The sequence below is a fragment of the Novosphingobium sp. TCA1 genome, from assembly GCF_009811895.1.
Classification (GTDB): domain Bacteria; phylum Pseudomonadota; class Alphaproteobacteria; order Sphingomonadales; family Sphingomonadaceae; genus Novosphingobium; species Novosphingobium panipatense_A.
This window is the reverse complement of sequence record NZ_BLJH01000001.1, coordinates 11,019-26,757: the sequence shown is the minus strand read 5'-3', so window position 1 is coordinate 26,757 and position 15,739 is coordinate 11,019. Positions and strand designations below refer to the sequence as shown.

The following is a 15,739-nucleotide window of genomic DNA, read 5'->3' as shown; positions in this document are numbered from 1 at the left end:
AGCCGCAGTCCCGCTGCACCCCTTTTGAGGGCTCCCGGCCCAGAGGTTAACATGACGAAGACAATCGAAGAGCTGCAGGCCGACCTCGACAAGGCGTTTGGCTCGATCTCCCGCCTCGAAGCAAAGAATTCCGAACTCATTGATCGCGAGAAGGCAGAGCGCACCCGCGCAGAAGCTGCCGAGAAGTTGGCCGACGAAGCAGAGGCCAACGCCGCCGCAGGCAACGAACTGAAAACCCTACAACGTGATTACAAGAAGCTAGAGACTGCTCTGGCATCGATCACCAGTGAGCGCGACACCCTCGCAGGTGAACTCAAGACAACGCGCGTAGACAGCGCCATCAGCGCAGCAATCGCTTCCGGCAACGTCCGCCCTGAGATGGTCGAGGCTGTTGAAGCACTCATGCACCGCAGGGTTGAATACGCAGATGGCGAAGCCTCCATCGCGGGCAAGTCCATCGCAGACTACGCCAAAGGCTTCTTTGCCAAGGACGGCGCTCATTACGTGCGCGCCGCCGACAACAGCGGTGCTGATAGCCAGGGTAACAACGGCTCCAAGGCATCCGGCCACGGCTTCACAAAGGAAACCTACAATCACGGTGCCTACGCGGGTGTCTACATCGAAGAAGGTGTCGAAGTAGCAAACGCAATTGCTGATGAAGTTGGAAGACCAGACCTGAAGACTGACGCCTAAGTCAGCACACTATACCGCCTGAATAAATAACGGACGGCAGCGAACTGCCGTCCGGCTCCTCTTTGCGGGTCGGCTTGTCCCAATAAGAGGAGCCAACGATACATGGCATATACTCGTTCTTCGGTTCTTACCCTAGAGGACTTCGCCAAGCTGCCAACCAGCACTGTCTGGGGCGCAATTGACGAAGCCTACAATGCAGGCACCAATCCTTTCCGCGCTGCTGGCGTTCTTACCAGCTCTCCCCTGATCTCTCGTTCGCTGACCGCTGGCGAAGGCATCCGCACTGAGGTTCAGTCGTGGAATGACCTCGAATACGTCGAAAGCAACATCTCCAACGACGATCCTACCGACAGCGCAACTCCACTGAAGATGGACACGAAGCTGTGGGACGCTGTTCGCACTCACCGTAACGTGGGTGTGTCGGGCATGAACCTCGTCACTGACTTCGCGGCTGTCGATCCCTTGGCTGTCCTCTCGGGCCGCGTGGCAAATTACAAGAACACCGACGAGGTAAACCACCTCTTTGCTGTTCTGAACGGCATTGTTGCCGGTGACGCCACTGCGAAGAAGTTCACCCACGAAATGACCGGCGGCTTCGACATCAAGGAAGTGCTCAAGGCCGTTCAGGCTAAGAAGGGCGACAATGCTGGTATTGTCACGACCCTCGGCATGTCCTCGGCTCACTACCTCGAACTACAGCTTGCCAACCTCGTTGACACTGTTCCTGCTTCGGAGGCGAACACCGCGTTCCAGACCGTTGCAGGCCGCCGCATCGTCGTTGATGACCGCTTTGGTGCAAACATCGTGGGCCTTGGCGCTGGTCTGTTCCACTTCGGCACTGCGCCTCAGGCACGTAAGAGCGTCGAAGTTGAGAGCGCCGCGTCGGCAGGTAACGGTTCGGGACAGGAAACCATCTGGTTCCGTTGGAAGTCCATCGTTCACCCAATGGGCTTTGATTACACTGGCACCTTCGCTGCTAAGGGCGGTCCTTCGTTCGCGGAATTGAACGCGGCTTCGGCATACGCCACTGCCACCGACGAGAAGAAAATCCCTCTCGTGGTCATCAAGCCAGCTGCCTAATCGGCACTGACAGACAAGCAAGCCCTGGCCGGAAGGCCGGGGCTTCGCCGTCTCTGCATAAGTAATGCTATGCAGATCACCGTCACAGAGGCAGATGCCTATCACGCACTCAGGGGGAACGAGGATTGGCAGTATTTCGGTTCTGATACCGAGAAGCTGTCAGCACTCTATCGCGCCTCTGACTTCATCCGCGCAAGCTACAGGACAGTAGACACCGAAACCGCTGCTTCTCTCATCCGCGAAGCCACTATCCAGCTTGCTCCAATGATCGACAACCTAACCACGCTGCGCCAAGCATCCGCGATCAAGACAAAGAAGGAAAGTCTGGACGGCGTTGTTTCCGAAGAAACAACCTACTTTGACAACGTAGCAACCTCAGACCCATTCCCTGACATCACCGCTTTGCTCTCACCCGTCACTGTCACCGGGAGCAACGGCAAAGGCCTGAACGTCATCAAGGTGGTCCGCTAATGGACCTCAAGAAGATGAAGGCGACAGCCGATAGGTTGCTGGCGAAGGTCGCAAAGCCTGCCACCATCACCGTCAGGAGCGATGTTCTCGGGGTGGCCGACCGGACGGCGAACGTATTTGCGCGCGTGCTCAGTGCGAGCCGTAAGCCGGAAGAGCCAGCCGCGATCCAATGCCTCATCGGCGCAACACCCTTCCCGATCCGTGGAGGCCAGCTGACGCAGAACGGCGTGACCTACGACATCGTAGAAGTCGTGGAAAATGGCGTGGGTGCTGACCAGTTCGCCCAGAAGGCGGTGCTGCATGAGCGTTAAGGGCTTTGATGAAGCAATCGGCAAGGTCGATGCCATTCTACGTCAGATGCAGAATGCCCCTGCGGACGCTGCTAAGGCGTGGCTGGAAGAGGACTTTAAGCCTTACGCAAAGAGCATCGTCCCGGTTCAGACAGGCGCTCTGAGGGATAGCATTGACGGGCGCGTTACGCCTGCCGGTGTGGAGGTGTTCGCTACTGCCCCTCATGCCCGCTTCGTCGAAGAGGGAACCAGCAAGCAACCCGCACAGCCCTTCATGGCCGTCGCGTGGGCAGCAACGATCCACAAACTCTACGAGCGGACCAGCAAGGTGCTCAGGAAGGCCATGCGATGAGCATCAAGGCGCTAATCACGCACATTCAGGAACTCGTCTCCGCTCAAAGCGGACTAGCCGGATTGAACCTCGGGCTGGTCAACTATGGCGTCCCGACAAAGCTGCCTGCGATCTACATCGATGGACTGACGTTCCTTGACGACAAGCTAAACAGTCACACATTCAATCTCTGCTACGTCACCACAGACCTAAGCATCGAGCAGCTTGATTATGCAAAGCTGATCCTCGCTGCTCTCCAGGGTAGTCCCTGCGTCCAGGCGCAACAGCTTCTTCCTCGCCCAGAGCCAGAGAACAAGCGAAACCGCTGGATCATCCCATGTGTGTTCTTCCCTCGCGCTCTCAAAGCCTGACTAGCCCGAGCCGTCAATAAATACCTTCGGTTATAACCATAAACGGAGGTAAGCCAAACATGGCTACTGAAAACATCAAGCTAGGTTCCAAGTGCCGTGTTTACATCGGCAAGACCCAGACTGCCGATCCTGAGGCAGCGGACGCGATCACGAACGGCTTTGAGCTAATCGAGAACGAAAACGAATTCACTCTCTCTTACAGCGTTGACGCTCAGGAGATTGATACGAAGTCGGCAGGTAAAATCTCGATGCCCGGCACTGAGAGCTGGGAACTCACTTTTACGACCAACGCGGCGCTAACTGATGCCGCTGATACTCTGCTTCGTCAGGCACGCAACAAGTCGTGGTCTTACCTGATTGTCGAAGACGGCACCAAGAAGCTGTTCTCGGGCAACTTCCTCATGACCGGCGTTGAAATCACCGCAGGCGCAACTGGCGTCCGTGAGGGTTCCTACACACTCTCGAATTCGGGTGAAGTCACCCAGTATGACGAGACTGCGCCAGTCACACCTTGATTAAATACGTGAGCGGGAGCGATCCCGCTCACACTGCCTGATAAGGAGAACAATAATGGCACTCAAGAGCCGTCTCGGGACTGGTGTTTTCCAGTTCGATGATAACGAAATTAAGCTACTGCCTAGTCTAGACCGCTTGAAGAACCTCTCGGAGGCGACCGGCGAAGAAGCCCTAGATTACATGGCGAACTGCGGTCATCCCATGCGCCTCACGGAACTCTTCTTCCACTTGCAAACAGGCTCGGCTTACACCCGCGAAGAAATCTACGCTGCGTTTTTCGGCAAGCTAGGCAACTTCGAGGATGAGGAGTTCAACGCTGCACTTATGACCCTGTTTAGTCAGATGGCAGGCAAGGATTTGGCCGAAGCCATCAAGCCAGCGACAGACACCCAAAAAAAGTAACTACTCTCAAGTTCGCGTATCAGATTGCATACACGAACCTGTTTAATCACGGCACACCGCCATCAGAGATTTGGGACATGACATGGCCTGAATATCTGTTGGCGGTGATCGCGTGGCAGAGCGAGCAAGAAGATGAGAAAGGTAGCGATGAACCGGTCTCCGGTTCGGAGGCGATGGAGCGCATTCGCCGTGCCAGGGATAGTGTGACCTTCACTAAATAACCGACACTATGGAGGCGCCTATCGCATGAGTGAAAACCTATCTTTTGCGGCTACATTCGATGGCGACCGCGCCTTTCGAGGACTGCAACAGCTACGCAGTCTACTCAATACGACCAAGACTGCCGCGATTGATAGCACGAGTGCAATTCAGAGTAGCTTCGCTGGTCTGGGCCGCACTCCCGTCCGCATCCAGGGCCTTGAAGAACTGGTGCGCCAGATGGAGCGCGCTCGCTCCGAGACAACCCGCGCCACCGATGAAATGCGAAAGGCCATTGAGGCTCTACCTGCTCCTATCAGCCGCTCATCCATTGCGATGGGTAGCTTCGCGGGAACGCTGGGCGCGCTGACTTTCCAGTCGGCTATCAACGGACTGAAAGAGCTTACCTCTTCCTTCACTGGCTTCAGCGATAAGGCAGGTGAAATTCAAGCGAAGCTGACACTCGCGACCGCGAAGTTCGGTGACTACGCACAGGCGCAAAAAGACGTTGTAGCCATCGCGAACGCCAGCCGTTCCGATCTTGGCTCCGTCGCAGACCTCTACGCCACCATGGCGCGCAATGCTTCCACGCTGGGCATCACTCAGAAGCAGGTTGCAGCCGCAACGCAAACCGTAGGCATGGCGCTCAAGATCGGTGGCGCTGGCGCAAACCAGGCATCGGCGGCGATCCTTCAGCTCTCGCAGGCTATGGCGGCGGGCAAGTTGGCCGGTGACGAGTTCAGCAGCATCAACGAGAACGCTCCTCGTTTGATGGACCTCTTTGCCGAAGCAATCGGTAAACCGCGTGGCGAACTGAAGAAGCTGGCAAGTGACGGCAAGATCACGGCCCAGGTGATCGCGAAAGCTCTAACCGATCCGAAGCTGGTTGCAGGGATCGAGAAGGAATTCGGCAAAATCCCCGTTAGCTTCGCGGACATCAAGACCGCAGCAAGCAACACCTTCACCCTCATTGCAGGCAGCTTCGCCAAGGGCTTTGGCATCAGCGATAGCCTCGCCGTCATCGTCGCAAAGGTGCAGTCCTGGGGCACGTCAATGCTGCCGACGTTCGAGCAGATCGGCAAGGCCATGCGTCAGGTTTTCGACCAACTGGCTCCTGTCCTGACCACACTTAAAGAAATCGGCGGGCAGGCCATCGCGTTCCTGCTCGACAACATGACCGGGCTGGTTGCGGTCGCAAAGGCCGCTGCCGCGTCGTTCCTGGCCTTCAAGGCCGCCGCATCCGTCTCGTGGATCATGACCACGGTAAAGAGCATCGTCGCACTGGAAACGGCGCTTGGTGCTTCGGGCACTGCATCTGCCCTGTTCAGCGCGGGCATGAAGATGGCGCAGAATGCGGTCAATGGCTTGATGGCTTCGCTTCTCGCCAACCCGTTCACGGCACTAGCTGTTGCCCTCACGGCGACGATCACACTGCTTTACCAGTTCCGTGACAGCATCATGATCGGCGGCGGTTCGATTGCCAGCATTGGTGACGTGGGCCGCGCCGCATTCGAGATGCTAGGCGAAGCTGCATCCTCGGCATGGGACGCGATTTCAGGCTTTGCATCTGACGTAGGCAGCTGGTTCTCCGAGACGTTCAGCGGGCTTGGTGACTTCGCCCGCGATACCTTCGGCAGCATCGGTGATTGGTTCGCTGACACGTTCAGCGGCATGATAGACGCCGCAGGCGAGTTCTTCGACGGTATCGACTTCTCACTTCTCGGCATGGCTCGCCTCGTGGCGCGCACCGTCGACGTGGTGCTGGGTCACTGGCGTGGTATGGCAAACGCGATGGTTTCCGTGCTTACCGGACTACCAAAGGCCCTGAGCACGATCTTTGCCAACGCCTTCAATGGCGCGATCACCATCGTTGAGAACTTCATCAATCGTGCCGTGCGCGGCATCAACTCCGTTTTGGAATTCGCCAACAGCCTCGGGGCTGGCTTCGGCAAGATGCAGGAGGTGACGTTCGGGCGTATGGCCGGAGGCGGAATGGTCACGCTCGGAGCGGACGCTGGTAGAGCTTACGCATCCGGCTTCACGAAGCCTGTTGAGACTGCGCTCAATGGGTTGGTAAAGCGCGCCGATCAGAAAGCCAGAGAACGTCAGGCCCAGGCCAAGAAGGACGAGGAAGCAGCCGCCAAGGGGAAACAGCCGACTAAGACGGCAAAGCCTAGTGCCGCCAATGATAACAAGAAGGGCAAGGGAGATAGCGACGCTGAGAAGGCAGCAAAGAAATATGCCGACGCTGTTGCTAACCTCAACGCCCGCATCAAAGACCTGACGCTTACTCAGGAGCAGAAGGCGCTTGCTGATGAACTTGAGCGCGCAGGGCTTGGCCGTGACATCACTCAGATTAATGCCAAAGCGAATGAGATCAAGCGTCTCTTCAAGGTGCTTCGCGACGGACAGCAGGAAGCCAAGGTAACTGAAATCCTCAAAGACTTTAATGAGAAGTTCCGTGAGTTGCAGTATAGCCAAGAGCAGCTTGCGATGGTCGAGGCTCGTCGTCGTGCAGGTCTTGAAACTGACCTCGCGGTTACGACGGAGCAGACAAAGCGCGTCGATGCTCAGGCGGCTGCTTACTACCGCCTACAGAAGGCCAAGGAAAACGCGCAGGCAGTCAAGGACTTGGAGCGCGACCAGAAGGAGCGCGGCGAAGACCTAGCTATCGACCAGCGCGGACGCATGAACCCTGACAAGGCAGACGATGAACGCGCTGTCCTGCAAATCCAGCGCGAGCGTGACGCCAATATCGAGAAGATCAGGCAGCTGGAAGGCATCAGCGAAGCCAAACGGGCAGAACTGATCCTCAATGAGGAGAACCTAGCGAAGATCGCAGAGCAAGGCGTTGCCATGGACAGGCAGCTTGAGACTGTCAGCAAGTTCGCCAGCTTCCTCTCCTCGCTTTGGGAGAACCCCAAGCAGGCTTTCAAATCCTTCATCGGTGACGTCTTGGCCGGTTTGCTGGAAGCTATCGCGAAAGCCGTCATTCTTGGTGAAAAGCTGGGCGGCAAGGGCGGTATCGGTGGCCTGCTTACCAGCGTCATCAGCGGCGCAATCGGCGGTGGTGGCGTATCCGGCGCTCGCGCAGCGGGCGGGTCCATCAAGGGCGGTGGCACTTACCTCGTTGGCGAGCACGGCCCTGAACTGATGAAGTTCGGCGCAGCTGGCACGATCATCAATAATCGCACGGCGCGTAAGGCTGTCGGCGCTGGCGCTGGCGGCAACGTCACCATCGGCGGAACCAGCATCATCATTCAGGGCAGCGCGTCCAACGACAGCTTGGCGCAGATGAAGGCTCAGCTGGCGGCGCACGAACGCAACATGCGCGCGATGGTGCGCGACGAACTCAAGAACCAGAAGGCGAGTTAAACATGCCCGCACTACCTTATCAGGAAAAGCTACTCGTCCCGATTGATTGGAATATCGCTCCGATCAAGCAGACCATGCAGGCGGGCGCCTACACCATGAGCGGCACCGTAGGATGGCGACCATGGACAGAAACGGCGACACTGACCTTTGCGATGTCGAAGGAGGAGGCTCGGGATTTCCTCGCCCGGCTTAAAGCGGGCATGTTCAACGCGGTCTACGACTACGAGTGCAGCGTGCGCGGCCCGGTCAGGGTCCGTCCAACCGACTCCTTTGGTTTCGGTGAGACCTATGGGAGCCTGCATGTCACCGTAACGCTCAACGTCGAGGTGGTCAGTGGCTAACCTCAACAAGAGCACATTCGACCGGCTGATTGAATTCGTGCAGCTGGACGCGACAGCATGGGGCGAGCGCGAGCCGTTCCGCTTCGTCAACACCAGCACGTTTGCAACCGATCATCCCGACCTTGGCGTCGTGCAGTTCAACGGCGTAGCATGGACGCCGATGGCCTTCACGGCTTCGGGCTGGCAGCGCGGCGGTGAAAATCTCGTCCAGCCCACCATCGACGTTCCTGACTTCGGCGGTGCGCTGGCTGTCACTCTGGCGAAATACGATGACGCGCCGGGGGCACCTGTGACACGGTATCTCGCGCTCGCTGAAGACGTGATCGCCAACAATCCGCAGGCGGCATTCCAGACTGAACGCTACCTCCTCGATAGTGTCGCATCCGATGGCCAGGTCCTGACGCTGACCCTTGCGACACATGCGGATTTCCGCCGTGCGAAGTTCCCGAACTTCAAAATGGGCCGCGAGCATTACCCCGGATTGGGCAGCAACCTGCTGAGGTAAGTCGGCCACTAGTAACCGTAACTAGAAGTAAAACGACTAAGGGTTGCGGCTGAGACAGGGCTGTGACAAATCCCGGGTGCCGCCACTTCCGCGCGGTGTCCAAGGAGATTTATGACAACTCTTACCATCCTTCTAACTCTAACACCTGCGATCTTAGTGAGTATTGGCACATGCTGTAAGGGCATTGCGCCGCTTGTCTGGGCGTTCCGCCGTCCCGCGAAATAAATCGCAGAAGAAGCTATGATGCCTATCTGGCGGGCTTTGTCCGTCCGCCAGATAGTTTATCTCTCGCCATAAACGCGGTCATAATCAGGCATTTTTTCAGCGCCGCTCCGCTACTCACCGCAGACGATTTAACTCCTCAGACTTCGCTCTTAGCAAACCTGCCTGTGCGGTGGCGGTAAAGCGGTGCTGTCCCATTGTGCGGATACCAGAGATGGGCATCTCCGCTGCGTCGGCCAGCTGGCGCAGAGCGACGAAAAGCTGTGCATTTGTCCCGGCGAAGTTCTGCAAGCTCGCCAACTGTTGGCGCTGAACGTCGATCGCCTCCCGATAATCATTCAAATCGTATGGTTCCATGTCAGCAAACGTCTGAGCTTGTGACAGAGCCTGATACTTGTCGACGATCTGGGCGGTAATGCGCTGGGCCTCATCGATGGCGGCTCCGCGCTGAACGGCCTCCGTGTCAGCTTGAATTTCCTCAAGCCGATTAGCCCGTTTGCGTTCGTTCACCGCAATCCACCCCGTCGCACCGATCGACAGCAATCCTCCGATGCCGGCAATCCAGTCCGGCACACTGCCCCAATCCATTCGTTGCTCACCCCTCTAAATACGGTAATGCGACCTACCGACGATCTTTGGCAGGAAATCAAGCCTGTCTTCCTGCGAGCCTGGCCCCGAGAAGCCATCGTCGCAATCTGGCCGGATGGCAGTTGGCGCGAATGCACCAACGTGCATCCAGAGCCCACGACAGCGTTCTCCCTGTCCCATGAGGACAACGCTACGCTTCTCGCAAAACGTCCGGCCCTGTTTCTCCATAGCCACCCTCACGGATCGGCCGAGCCCAGCGACCGCGACACAGAGCAACAGCTTGCGACGGGTTGGACGTGGGGCATAGTGCCTGTCTACGGCAATCTCTCCGGCGTCTATGACATCGGGCGCCCCGAAGTGTGGGGGCCTGAGAAGCCCTACGAGCCCCTACTAGGGCGAACATACCTCTGGGGCGTGCGTGACTGCTGGACGCTCTGCGAGGATTACTACAGGGCATCCGGTCGCGTTCTCGACCCTATCCCGCGCGTGAGAGAGCCCGGCGCGCACCATGCTCATGCGCGTGGGCGGGATCCGTTCCGCTATTGGCCTCCCCGGCTCGGCTTCGTGCCGATCGATCGCGACCAGCGGCAGCCCGGCGATCTCGCAATCATGTTCTGGAACAGCCCGATTGCCAATCACTGCGCCGTCTATTTGGGCGAAGGCAAATACCTGCACCAATTGATCGAACGGCACTCCGAAGAGTGGCGTCCACAACATGAGGAACGCGCCATCGAAAAATATGCAATGCAATTCTGGAGGCTGACATAATGGCCATCAAGGTAGTTCTACACGGCGCATTTAAGGACAAGCTGCCCAAGGGTTATAAGCGCGGCATCACCGTTCATGCTCGGACCGCCAAGGAAGCCGTTCAAGCACTTGAACAGCTTCTCCCTATTCGTCGCATGATTGAGGTTTCGCCCGCTGAGTTCCGCGTCGGCACCTCATGGAAGAACAGCACCAGCCTGACTGGGCAGCAGGTATCCGAAAACTGGTCGCTGGCTGACGGCGCGACCCTGCATATCGGCCCACATGCGAACGGCCACGAAATCACGTCGGCCATGCTCATCACGGCGCTTATCTCGACCGCCGTAGGTATCGCCGTCAACTTGCTGCTCAACCTGCTGATGCCCACGCCGCAGACGCAGAACGACAAGCGAAAGTCGGCCCTCTACCAGAACGGTCTTAACACCCAGACCGAGGGTGCGGTCCTGGCCTACATCGCGGGCGACCGTGTTCTGTGCGGAAGCAACATCCTAGAGGCTGACGTGGATTACACGAGCAGCGGCTCTGCCTCGACCAATCTCATCGACAAGATGCTGGGTAAGAGCGGCGGCACAGGTGCAGTCCACTTCTCCGACAGCGAGCTTTCCGGTCAGAAGGGTGGCGGCAAAACGATGTCGAACACCACCTACAGCGATGCCACCCTCAGGCTTACCGCCGCGCTTGGTGCTGGTGAAATCGGTGGCATCGTAGGCGACACGACAGAGGAGAAGGAAAAGAACATCCTCGTCAACGAAGTGCCTCTCCGCGACCGTGGCACGAACCAGCTGAATTACAACGGCATCAGCTGGGCGGAGCGATACGGCATTCCCGGACAGAGCGCAGTTCCGATCACTCCCGGCATTCCGTCCAACTTCGAGGCCAGTGTTGAGATGACCAAGAGCGCAGCAGGCGGCGGCGGTCAATTCTACGTCACCAACACGACGACCGACGCAGATGTTAGCCGCGTCAAGGTCCGCATCGCGTTCAACGCCCTCATGCGGACCAGCAAGAAGGGGAACCAGAAGGTCACAGACGTCGGCGGCGGTTTCGAGGTCAAACGACTGTCCGCATCCACATGGCAACCCGCCGGCACTTGGTATGCGAGCGAGAAGTCCAGCGATGCGTTCGTGCGCGATTACACGCTCTACGCCCCGGCGAAGACCGCAGGTAATGACGCTGATCCTTGGATGTTCAGGGTTTACCGCACGACGCCTGACAGCACCGACGACAAGACGCAGAACGACACCGCGTTCAACGGCTGGGTCGAATATCACGATCAGGAACTGGCCTATGACGGCAGCGGCGGCGAAGTGCCGACCGCATTGTTCAGCGCAATGATCGACCTATCGCAGTTCGAACTTGGCAGCAGCCCCGAGATTGCTGTCATCGTGCGCGGCCAGAAGGTGCGCGTTCCTGACAACTACGATCCGGTGGCGAAGACCTACGCGGGGTTCTGGAACGGCGCATGGAAGTATGCCGTCACCAGCAATCCTGTCTGGCATTGGTATCACATTGCCAGCGACAAGCTGATGGGTTGTGGCTTCCCGGAGGAGTTCTTCAACAAGTTCGCCTTGCTGGATACCGCGAAGTATTGCGACGAAAACGTGCATGGCCGCTCGCGCTTCACGCTCAACAAGCAGTTCACCGACGAGGTAGATGGCTGGCAGGGGCTGATCGATCTCGCCCAGACCTTCCGCGCCTATCCCTACTTCAACGGCTCCGAAATCGTGCTGATGCAGGACCGCCCGCAGGTAGCCGTCGATCATTACGTGAACAACGCTGCGGTTGCCGATGGCAAGTTCAAGTATGGCAGCGCGCCGGTTCAGGATCGTCTCAACGAGGTGGTCGTCGAATGGGATGACCCGGACGATTATTTCCGCAAGGCGACTGTCGTTTACCGAGATGACGCCAGCATCGCGCGCAACAAGGCTCTTGGCCTCGCCAACAGCGGCGTCGTTTCCACCACAGTCTACAAGACCGGCTGCACGAACAGGCAGGAAGCCTACGACTTCGCTCGCATCCTTGTGTTCTGCGCGCAGAAGGAATTCCAGACGGTCGAGTTCGACACCATGCTTGCCGCAGCAGGTTACGCTCCTGGCCAGTTGATCGAAGTGGACGACTGGACGCGCTCCGGCAAAGTCCCGCATGGCCGCGTGAAAGCGATCCTTGGCCCGACACAACTCATGCTCGATAATGCCACTCCGCTTAAAGCGGGGACCGCATACGTCGCGCACATGACGATTGGAAATGGCCTGGACACCCGCCCCATTGCGATGGTTGCTCAGGACACGGAAACTACGATCATAAACGTGGATACCACCGACCTTGAAGCCGATACACCAATCGGCATCGTGGAGGCGGCAGCTGGCGCGGTTAAGCCTCGCGCGTTCAGGATCAAGGACATCGTTGAGAGCGGCCAGGGCCGTTACACCGTTAAGGGCACCATCCATTACGAGGGCAAGTTCGCGTTCTTTGATGACAACGTGCCGGTCAACTACGACCCATGGACCCAGCTGAACCCCATCACGCCTAAGCCGACCGGCCTTCGCGCAACGCCTCGCTCCTACACAGACGAACAGCTTGGCCGTCAGCACGTCTTCGATGTCACATGGGACGCTATCGATACCAGCGGCCCAGATGGCTACCGCCTCTTGTTCCAAGGCTACCTGCTTGAAGTCCAGCGCCCCGGCTCTGGTGCTTGGGAGGAAGTCTATCGCGGACAGAACACGTTCGCGACCCTGACTGGCGTTGAACCGGGCGACTACACGTTCAGTCTCCGCTCACTAAATACCCTTGGTAAGTCCAGCCCAGCTACGACGCTTAAAGTGACGTTCGCTTACTCCAACACTGGAAAGACCGTCTATCCACCTGTGTTTGTGAGGCTCGACTGATGGCTTATGTAGACTTCACTGGTCATGATGTCGTTGTCTGGTTCGAAGAGAACCCGGCGAACGAACAAGAGTGGGCCTACCGCGTCAGGTATGAATGTGCCAATGAACAGGTTGTCCACTACGTTATCCACAATCAGCAGCAAAGCACAAAGCCTGACGAGATGCGCGTCTACAAGGACGTGCTCACATTCGAGGAGAACCGCGCAGCCGGTCTAACCCGCGCCCCGAAAATCTACCTATCTACCCAGCTTGCGGGTCAAGATGACTGGTCCGATGAGTTGTTGATTGAGGCCCTGAACCCGGCACCACCCGTTCCACCCCTTAGCTACATGAACGGCTATGACTTCGTGCAGTTCGACTTCACGAAGCCGAAAGACAACGATTGGGCCGGGTTTGTCCTCTGGGCTGACACAGTCAATCCGCCGCGCAAGACGGACGCAACGAAGCGTTACGAAGGGCCGAACAACAGCGTTCAGGTCTCGCTTGCTCCCGGCACTCATTATTATGTGACTTACGCGGCATACGATGCTTTCGGCACGGACATCCTGAACGAGAACACCATCCCGCTCATGACGATGACAAAGGAGAGTTTGCTTCTCCCTGTCCTGAATAAGCCCATCGAAGCGGTCAAGGCTCTGGCGTTTGAGCAAAGCGATGCTCTCACAAAGCTGAACAAGGCCTACAGCGTAAAGGCCGAGCGCGACGTTCTTAGGGCAGAGGAACGTCTGGGGACGCGCATCGACGACAAGACGGGCGAACTGGTCGCATACTTCTCCCGAGAACTGACCGCCGCTAAGAACGGTATCTATGCTGACCTGACGGTTGAGCAGGAAGCCCGCATTTCCGAAGACGCGGCAATCGTGCGTTCGGTGGAAACGCTCAACACCGCAGTCGAGACGGATCGCGGCACGTTCCAAGCCGCCCTACAGACCGAACGCACCGCACGTTCCACAAGGGACGAGGCGCTTGCACAGGAAATCGTGCTGCTCGGCGCGAAGTTGACCACGGACACCGGCACTGCCGTCGAAACCGCCATCGTGGAGGAGAGGACCGCCCGCGTCACCGCAGACGAGGCGCTGACCCTCAGGCTCGATCAACAGGCCAGCAAAATCGGCCAGAACGAGGCCAACTTCAGCGACCAGATCAAGACCCTCGTGGATGCCGATAGTTCGCTTTCGACGCGCATCACCAATCAGCAAGCCCAGTGGGAGAGCTTCACGAACGGCAAGGTGACGGCAATCGACCGCAGCATCCGGGAAGTCATCGCGGATGGGGATACCGCGCTAGGCCAACGCATCGACACCCTGAGCGCGCAGGTTGGTGGTGCTGATGGCTGGCAGGCAGCTTTGCAGGAGGAGCGTCGCGTCCGCGCAGAGCAGGACGGCTCCTTGAGCCAGCAGATCGTGAATGCGACCGCTGGATACGGCAACCGCTTTGTCGCCATTGAGCAGAACATCGGCGCGCAGGCAAACGCCATCGGCGGACTGAACGCGCAATATACCATCCGCATCAACAACGAGGGGCGCATTGCCGGCTTTGGCCTGGCAAGCAACAATGGCGTTAGTGAATTCGCAGTTGCCGCTGACAGGTTTCTTGTCGCCGCCCCCGGCTATGCTGAGCCAGTGTTTGAGATTGTAGGCGGTCAGGTTCGCATGAGGCAGGCCATCGTTGACCGTCTCACTGTCGATCAAGGCCAGATCAGGAACTTGCAAGTCGACACTCTGCAAATTCGTGGTGGCGCTGTCACGATCATGCACGTTCTCACCGCAGGCGATACTTACGTGGCGGCGAACACGGCGGTTAACGTCTTTGAAACCGGCTGGCTTACCATCGGTGATGGAGTGTTTGGCACGGCAAAGGTAGACGTGGAATTCACACTAGACGGCACTCTCGCCTACGACACTGCCTGCCGCTTCTTCCTGTTCGTTGACACGGGCGGCGGCTTTTATCAGGCAAAGAGTAAGACGCTAGGTGTGTCGACAAGCAACGGTAACACCTACTTCCGCATGGATGGCTCTTTGTCGCACATCGTTGACGGCGCTGCCGTGCGCGTGGCTCTCAGGGCAAACCCGGCTGCTTGGCTCCCCAACTCGGTCGCTCGTAACGTGTGGGTCCGCGACATTGGTATCACTATTGACGGAGCAAAGCGATAATGCCCTTCGCCTATTTTAGAAACGGCGCTGTCTTGTCAGTAGCCAGCAAGTATGTCGATTATCAAGACGATGCTGTCATGGAGATTGAGGTTCCCAACGGCACTGAGGCCAACTCAATCTACCTCGATCCAGAGACAAACGAGGTTCTGCCGAGAAAGCAATTCAACCTCGCTATTTCCTACAACCAGGTCTCTGCAATTCCAGTTGGCACGATGGTCACCGACGCAGACGGGCAGGATATTGTTCAGGATGGTGTGATGGATTTCGAAGCAGATGTTCCAGGCACGATTTGGCTCTGCTTCGATCACCCACACTATGTCTCTACCTGGGTCAGTGTGGAGACAGGACCGGAGGACGCATGAAAAAGAATGTCAAGCAGGGTTATAAGAAGCAGCGCGCCCATGAGTATCCAAGTTGGGAGGAGCAAATGGATTACCTGTTTCACCACGGCTACGACGCTTGGAAGGCTCTCATTCAGAGCATCAAGGACAAGTATCCAAAGGATGGCTCCGCTCTAAGCGGGGAGTAGTCAGGGCTCACTAAATACTCC

General features: G+C 57.7%; 18 protein-coding genes. 17 read left to right on the top strand and 1 reads right to left on the bottom strand.

Annotated elements, in window-relative coordinates; all coding sequences use genetic code 11:
* Window positions 1–51: 51 nt before the first annotated feature.
* The 12 genes from NTCA1_RS00145 to NTCA1_RS00090 all read left to right on the top strand — a co-directional run bounded on the left by NTCA1_RS00145 (window position 52) and on the right by NTCA1_RS00090 (window position 8,573).
* Window positions 52–693 carry a kinesin gene (locus NTCA1_RS00145; RefSeq protein WP_159827067.1) on the top strand — a complete coding sequence of 214 codons (642 nt, stop codon included), beginning with the start codon at window positions 52–54 and terminating at the stop codon, window positions 691–693.
* 102 nt (window positions 694–795) lie between these two features.
* Window positions 796–1,773, top strand: coding sequence for a hypothetical protein (locus NTCA1_RS00140; RefSeq protein WP_159827064.1), 978 nt, complete (start codon window positions 796–798; stop codon window positions 1,771–1,773).
* Between the two features lie 69 nt (window positions 1,774–1,842).
* Window positions 1,843–2,244 (top strand): hypothetical protein, encoded by a 402-nt coding sequence (locus NTCA1_RS00135; RefSeq protein ID WP_159827061.1) that lies wholly within the window; start codon window positions 1,843–1,845, stop codon window positions 2,242–2,244.
* A complete protein-coding gene (locus tag NTCA1_RS00130) occupies window positions 2,244–2,555 on the top strand; it encodes a hypothetical protein (protein WP_159827058.1) in 312 nt (103 codons plus the stop codon). The genes NTCA1_RS00135 and NTCA1_RS00130 overlap by 1 nt, the downstream gene beginning before the upstream one ends.
* Window positions 2,545–2,886 (top strand): HK97-gp10 family putative phage morphogenesis protein, encoded by a 342-nt coding sequence (locus tag NTCA1_RS00125; RefSeq protein WP_159827055.1) that lies wholly within the window; start codon window positions 2,545–2,547, stop codon window positions 2,884–2,886. The genes NTCA1_RS00130 and NTCA1_RS00125 overlap by 11 nt, the downstream gene beginning before the upstream one ends.
* Entirely contained in the window at window positions 2,883–3,236 is a 354-nt protein-coding gene (locus NTCA1_RS00120) for a hypothetical protein (RefSeq protein WP_159827052.1), read from the top strand. The genes NTCA1_RS00125 and NTCA1_RS00120 overlap by 4 nt, the downstream gene beginning before the upstream one ends.
* Before the next feature lie 59 nt (window positions 3,237–3,295).
* Window positions 3,296–3,751 carry a hypothetical protein gene (locus NTCA1_RS00115; protein WP_159827049.1) on the top strand — a complete coding sequence of 152 codons (456 nt, stop codon included), beginning with the start codon at window positions 3,296–3,298 and terminating at the stop codon, window positions 3,749–3,751.
* A gap of 55 nt (window positions 3,752–3,806) precedes the next feature.
* Window positions 3,807–4,154 (top strand): hypothetical protein, encoded by a 348-nt coding sequence (locus tag NTCA1_RS00110; protein WP_159827046.1) that lies wholly within the window; start codon window positions 3,807–3,809, stop codon window positions 4,152–4,154.
* Window positions 4,155–4,231: 77 nt separating this feature from the next.
* Window positions 4,232–4,375: a hypothetical protein gene (locus NTCA1_RS00105; RefSeq protein WP_159827043.1), complete on the top strand. Its 144-nt coding sequence runs from the start codon at window positions 4,232–4,234 to the stop codon at window positions 4,373–4,375.
* Between the two features lie 25 nt (window positions 4,376–4,400).
* A complete protein-coding gene (locus NTCA1_RS00100) occupies window positions 4,401–7,727 on the top strand; it encodes a tape measure protein (protein ID WP_159827040.1) in 3,327 nt (1,108 codons plus the stop codon).
* Window positions 7,728–7,729: 2 nt separating this feature from the next.
* Window positions 7,730–8,068 (top strand): hypothetical protein, encoded by a 339-nt coding sequence (locus tag NTCA1_RS00095; RefSeq protein WP_159827037.1) that lies wholly within the window; start codon window positions 7,730–7,732, stop codon window positions 8,066–8,068.
* Window positions 8,061–8,573, top strand: a complete 513-nt coding sequence (locus tag NTCA1_RS00090) for a hypothetical protein (protein ID WP_159827031.1) — start codon at window positions 8,061–8,063, stop codon at window positions 8,571–8,573. Before NTCA1_RS00095 ends, NTCA1_RS00090 begins: the two co-directional genes overlap by 8 nt.
* Window positions 8,574–8,912: 339 nt before the next feature.
* Here the strand turns inward: NTCA1_RS00090 and NTCA1_RS00085 are convergent, their stop codons facing one another.
* A complete protein-coding gene (locus NTCA1_RS00085) occupies window positions 8,913–9,383 on the bottom strand; it encodes a hypothetical protein (protein WP_159827028.1) in 471 nt (156 codons plus the stop codon).
* 27 nt (window positions 9,384–9,410) lie between these two features.
* Here NTCA1_RS00085 and NTCA1_RS00080 point away from each other — a divergent pair, with 27 nt between their 5' ends.
* Genes NTCA1_RS00080 through NTCA1_RS00060 form a run of 5 tightly spaced genes read left to right on the top strand, consistent with a single transcriptional unit; the run spans window position 9,411 to window position 15,718 of the window.
* Complete coding sequence (locus tag NTCA1_RS00080; RefSeq protein WP_159827025.1) at window positions 9,411–10,151, top strand: NlpC/P60 family protein; 741 nt, start codon at window positions 9,411–9,413, stop codon at window positions 10,149–10,151.
* Window positions 10,151–13,036 (top strand): phage tail protein, encoded by a 2,886-nt coding sequence (locus NTCA1_RS00075; protein WP_159827022.1) that lies wholly within the window; start codon window positions 10,151–10,153, stop codon window positions 13,034–13,036. The genes NTCA1_RS00080 and NTCA1_RS00075 overlap by 1 nt, the downstream gene beginning before the upstream one ends.
* Window positions 13,036–15,189: a DUF1983 domain-containing protein gene (locus NTCA1_RS00070; protein WP_159827019.1), complete on the top strand. Its 2,154-nt coding sequence runs from the start codon at window positions 13,036–13,038 to the stop codon at window positions 15,187–15,189. The genes NTCA1_RS00075 and NTCA1_RS00070 overlap by 1 nt, the downstream gene beginning before the upstream one ends.
* Entirely contained in the window at window positions 15,189–15,551 is a 363-nt protein-coding gene (locus NTCA1_RS00065; RefSeq protein WP_159827016.1) for a hypothetical protein, read from the top strand. Before NTCA1_RS00070 ends, NTCA1_RS00065 begins: the two co-directional genes overlap by 1 nt.
* On the top strand, window positions 15,548–15,718 hold the full coding sequence (locus NTCA1_RS00060; protein WP_159827013.1) for a hypothetical protein: 171 nt from the start codon (window positions 15,548–15,550) through the stop codon (window positions 15,716–15,718). The genes NTCA1_RS00065 and NTCA1_RS00060 overlap by 4 nt, the downstream gene beginning before the upstream one ends.
* The last annotated feature ends 21 nt before the right edge of the window (window positions 15,719–15,739 follow it).

What these genes read in the sequence shown, in the direction of transcription:
- NTCA1_RS00080 (WP_159827025.1), top strand. Translation starts at nt 9,411, where the DNA reads ATGCGACCTACCGACGATCTTTGGCAGGAAATCAAGCCTGTCTTCCTG.
- NTCA1_RS00100 (WP_159827040.1), top strand. Translation starts at nt 4,401, where the DNA reads ATGAGTGAAAACCTATCTTTTGCGGCTACATTCGATGGCGACCGCGCC.
- NTCA1_RS00105 (WP_159827043.1), top strand. Translation starts at nt 4,232, where the DNA reads ATGACATGGCCTGAATATCTGTTGGCGGTGATCGCGTGGCAGAGCGAG.
- NTCA1_RS00095 (WP_159827037.1), top strand. Translation starts at nt 7,730, where the DNA reads ATGCCCGCACTACCTTATCAGGAAAAGCTACTCGTCCCGATTGATTGG.
- NTCA1_RS00140 (WP_159827064.1), top strand. Translation starts at nt 796, where the DNA reads ATGGCATATACTCGTTCTTCGGTTCTTACCCTAGAGGACTTCGCCAAG.
- NTCA1_RS00085 (WP_159827028.1), bottom strand. Translation starts at nt 9,383, where the DNA reads ATGGATTGGGGCAGTGTGCCGGACTGGATTGCCGGCATCGGAGGATTG.
- NTCA1_RS00070 (WP_159827019.1), top strand. Translation starts at nt 13,036, where the DNA reads ATGGCTTATGTAGACTTCACTGGTCATGATGTCGTTGTCTGGTTCGAA.
- NTCA1_RS00060 (WP_159827013.1), top strand. Translation starts at nt 15,548, where the DNA reads ATGAAAAAGAATGTCAAGCAGGGTTATAAGAAGCAGCGCGCCCATGAG.
- NTCA1_RS00075 (WP_159827022.1), top strand. Translation starts at nt 10,151, where the DNA reads ATGGCCATCAAGGTAGTTCTACACGGCGCATTTAAGGACAAGCTGCCC.
- NTCA1_RS00135 (WP_159827061.1), top strand. Translation starts at nt 1,843, where the DNA reads ATGCAGATCACCGTCACAGAGGCAGATGCCTATCACGCACTCAGGGGG.
- NTCA1_RS00130 (WP_159827058.1), top strand. Translation starts at nt 2,244, where the DNA reads ATGGACCTCAAGAAGATGAAGGCGACAGCCGATAGGTTGCTGGCGAAG.
- NTCA1_RS00115 (WP_159827049.1), top strand. Translation starts at nt 3,296, where the DNA reads ATGGCTACTGAAAACATCAAGCTAGGTTCCAAGTGCCGTGTTTACATC.
- NTCA1_RS00145 (WP_159827067.1), top strand. Translation starts at nt 52, where the DNA reads ATGACGAAGACAATCGAAGAGCTGCAGGCCGACCTCGACAAGGCGTTT.
- NTCA1_RS00065 (WP_159827016.1), top strand. Translation starts at nt 15,189, where the DNA reads ATGCCCTTCGCCTATTTTAGAAACGGCGCTGTCTTGTCAGTAGCCAGC.
- NTCA1_RS00120 (WP_159827052.1), top strand. Translation starts at nt 2,883, where the DNA reads ATGAGCATCAAGGCGCTAATCACGCACATTCAGGAACTCGTCTCCGCT.
- NTCA1_RS00110 (WP_159827046.1), top strand. Translation starts at nt 3,807, where the DNA reads ATGGCACTCAAGAGCCGTCTCGGGACTGGTGTTTTCCAGTTCGATGAT.
- NTCA1_RS00125 (WP_159827055.1), top strand. Translation starts at nt 2,545, where the DNA reads ATGAGCGTTAAGGGCTTTGATGAAGCAATCGGCAAGGTCGATGCCATT.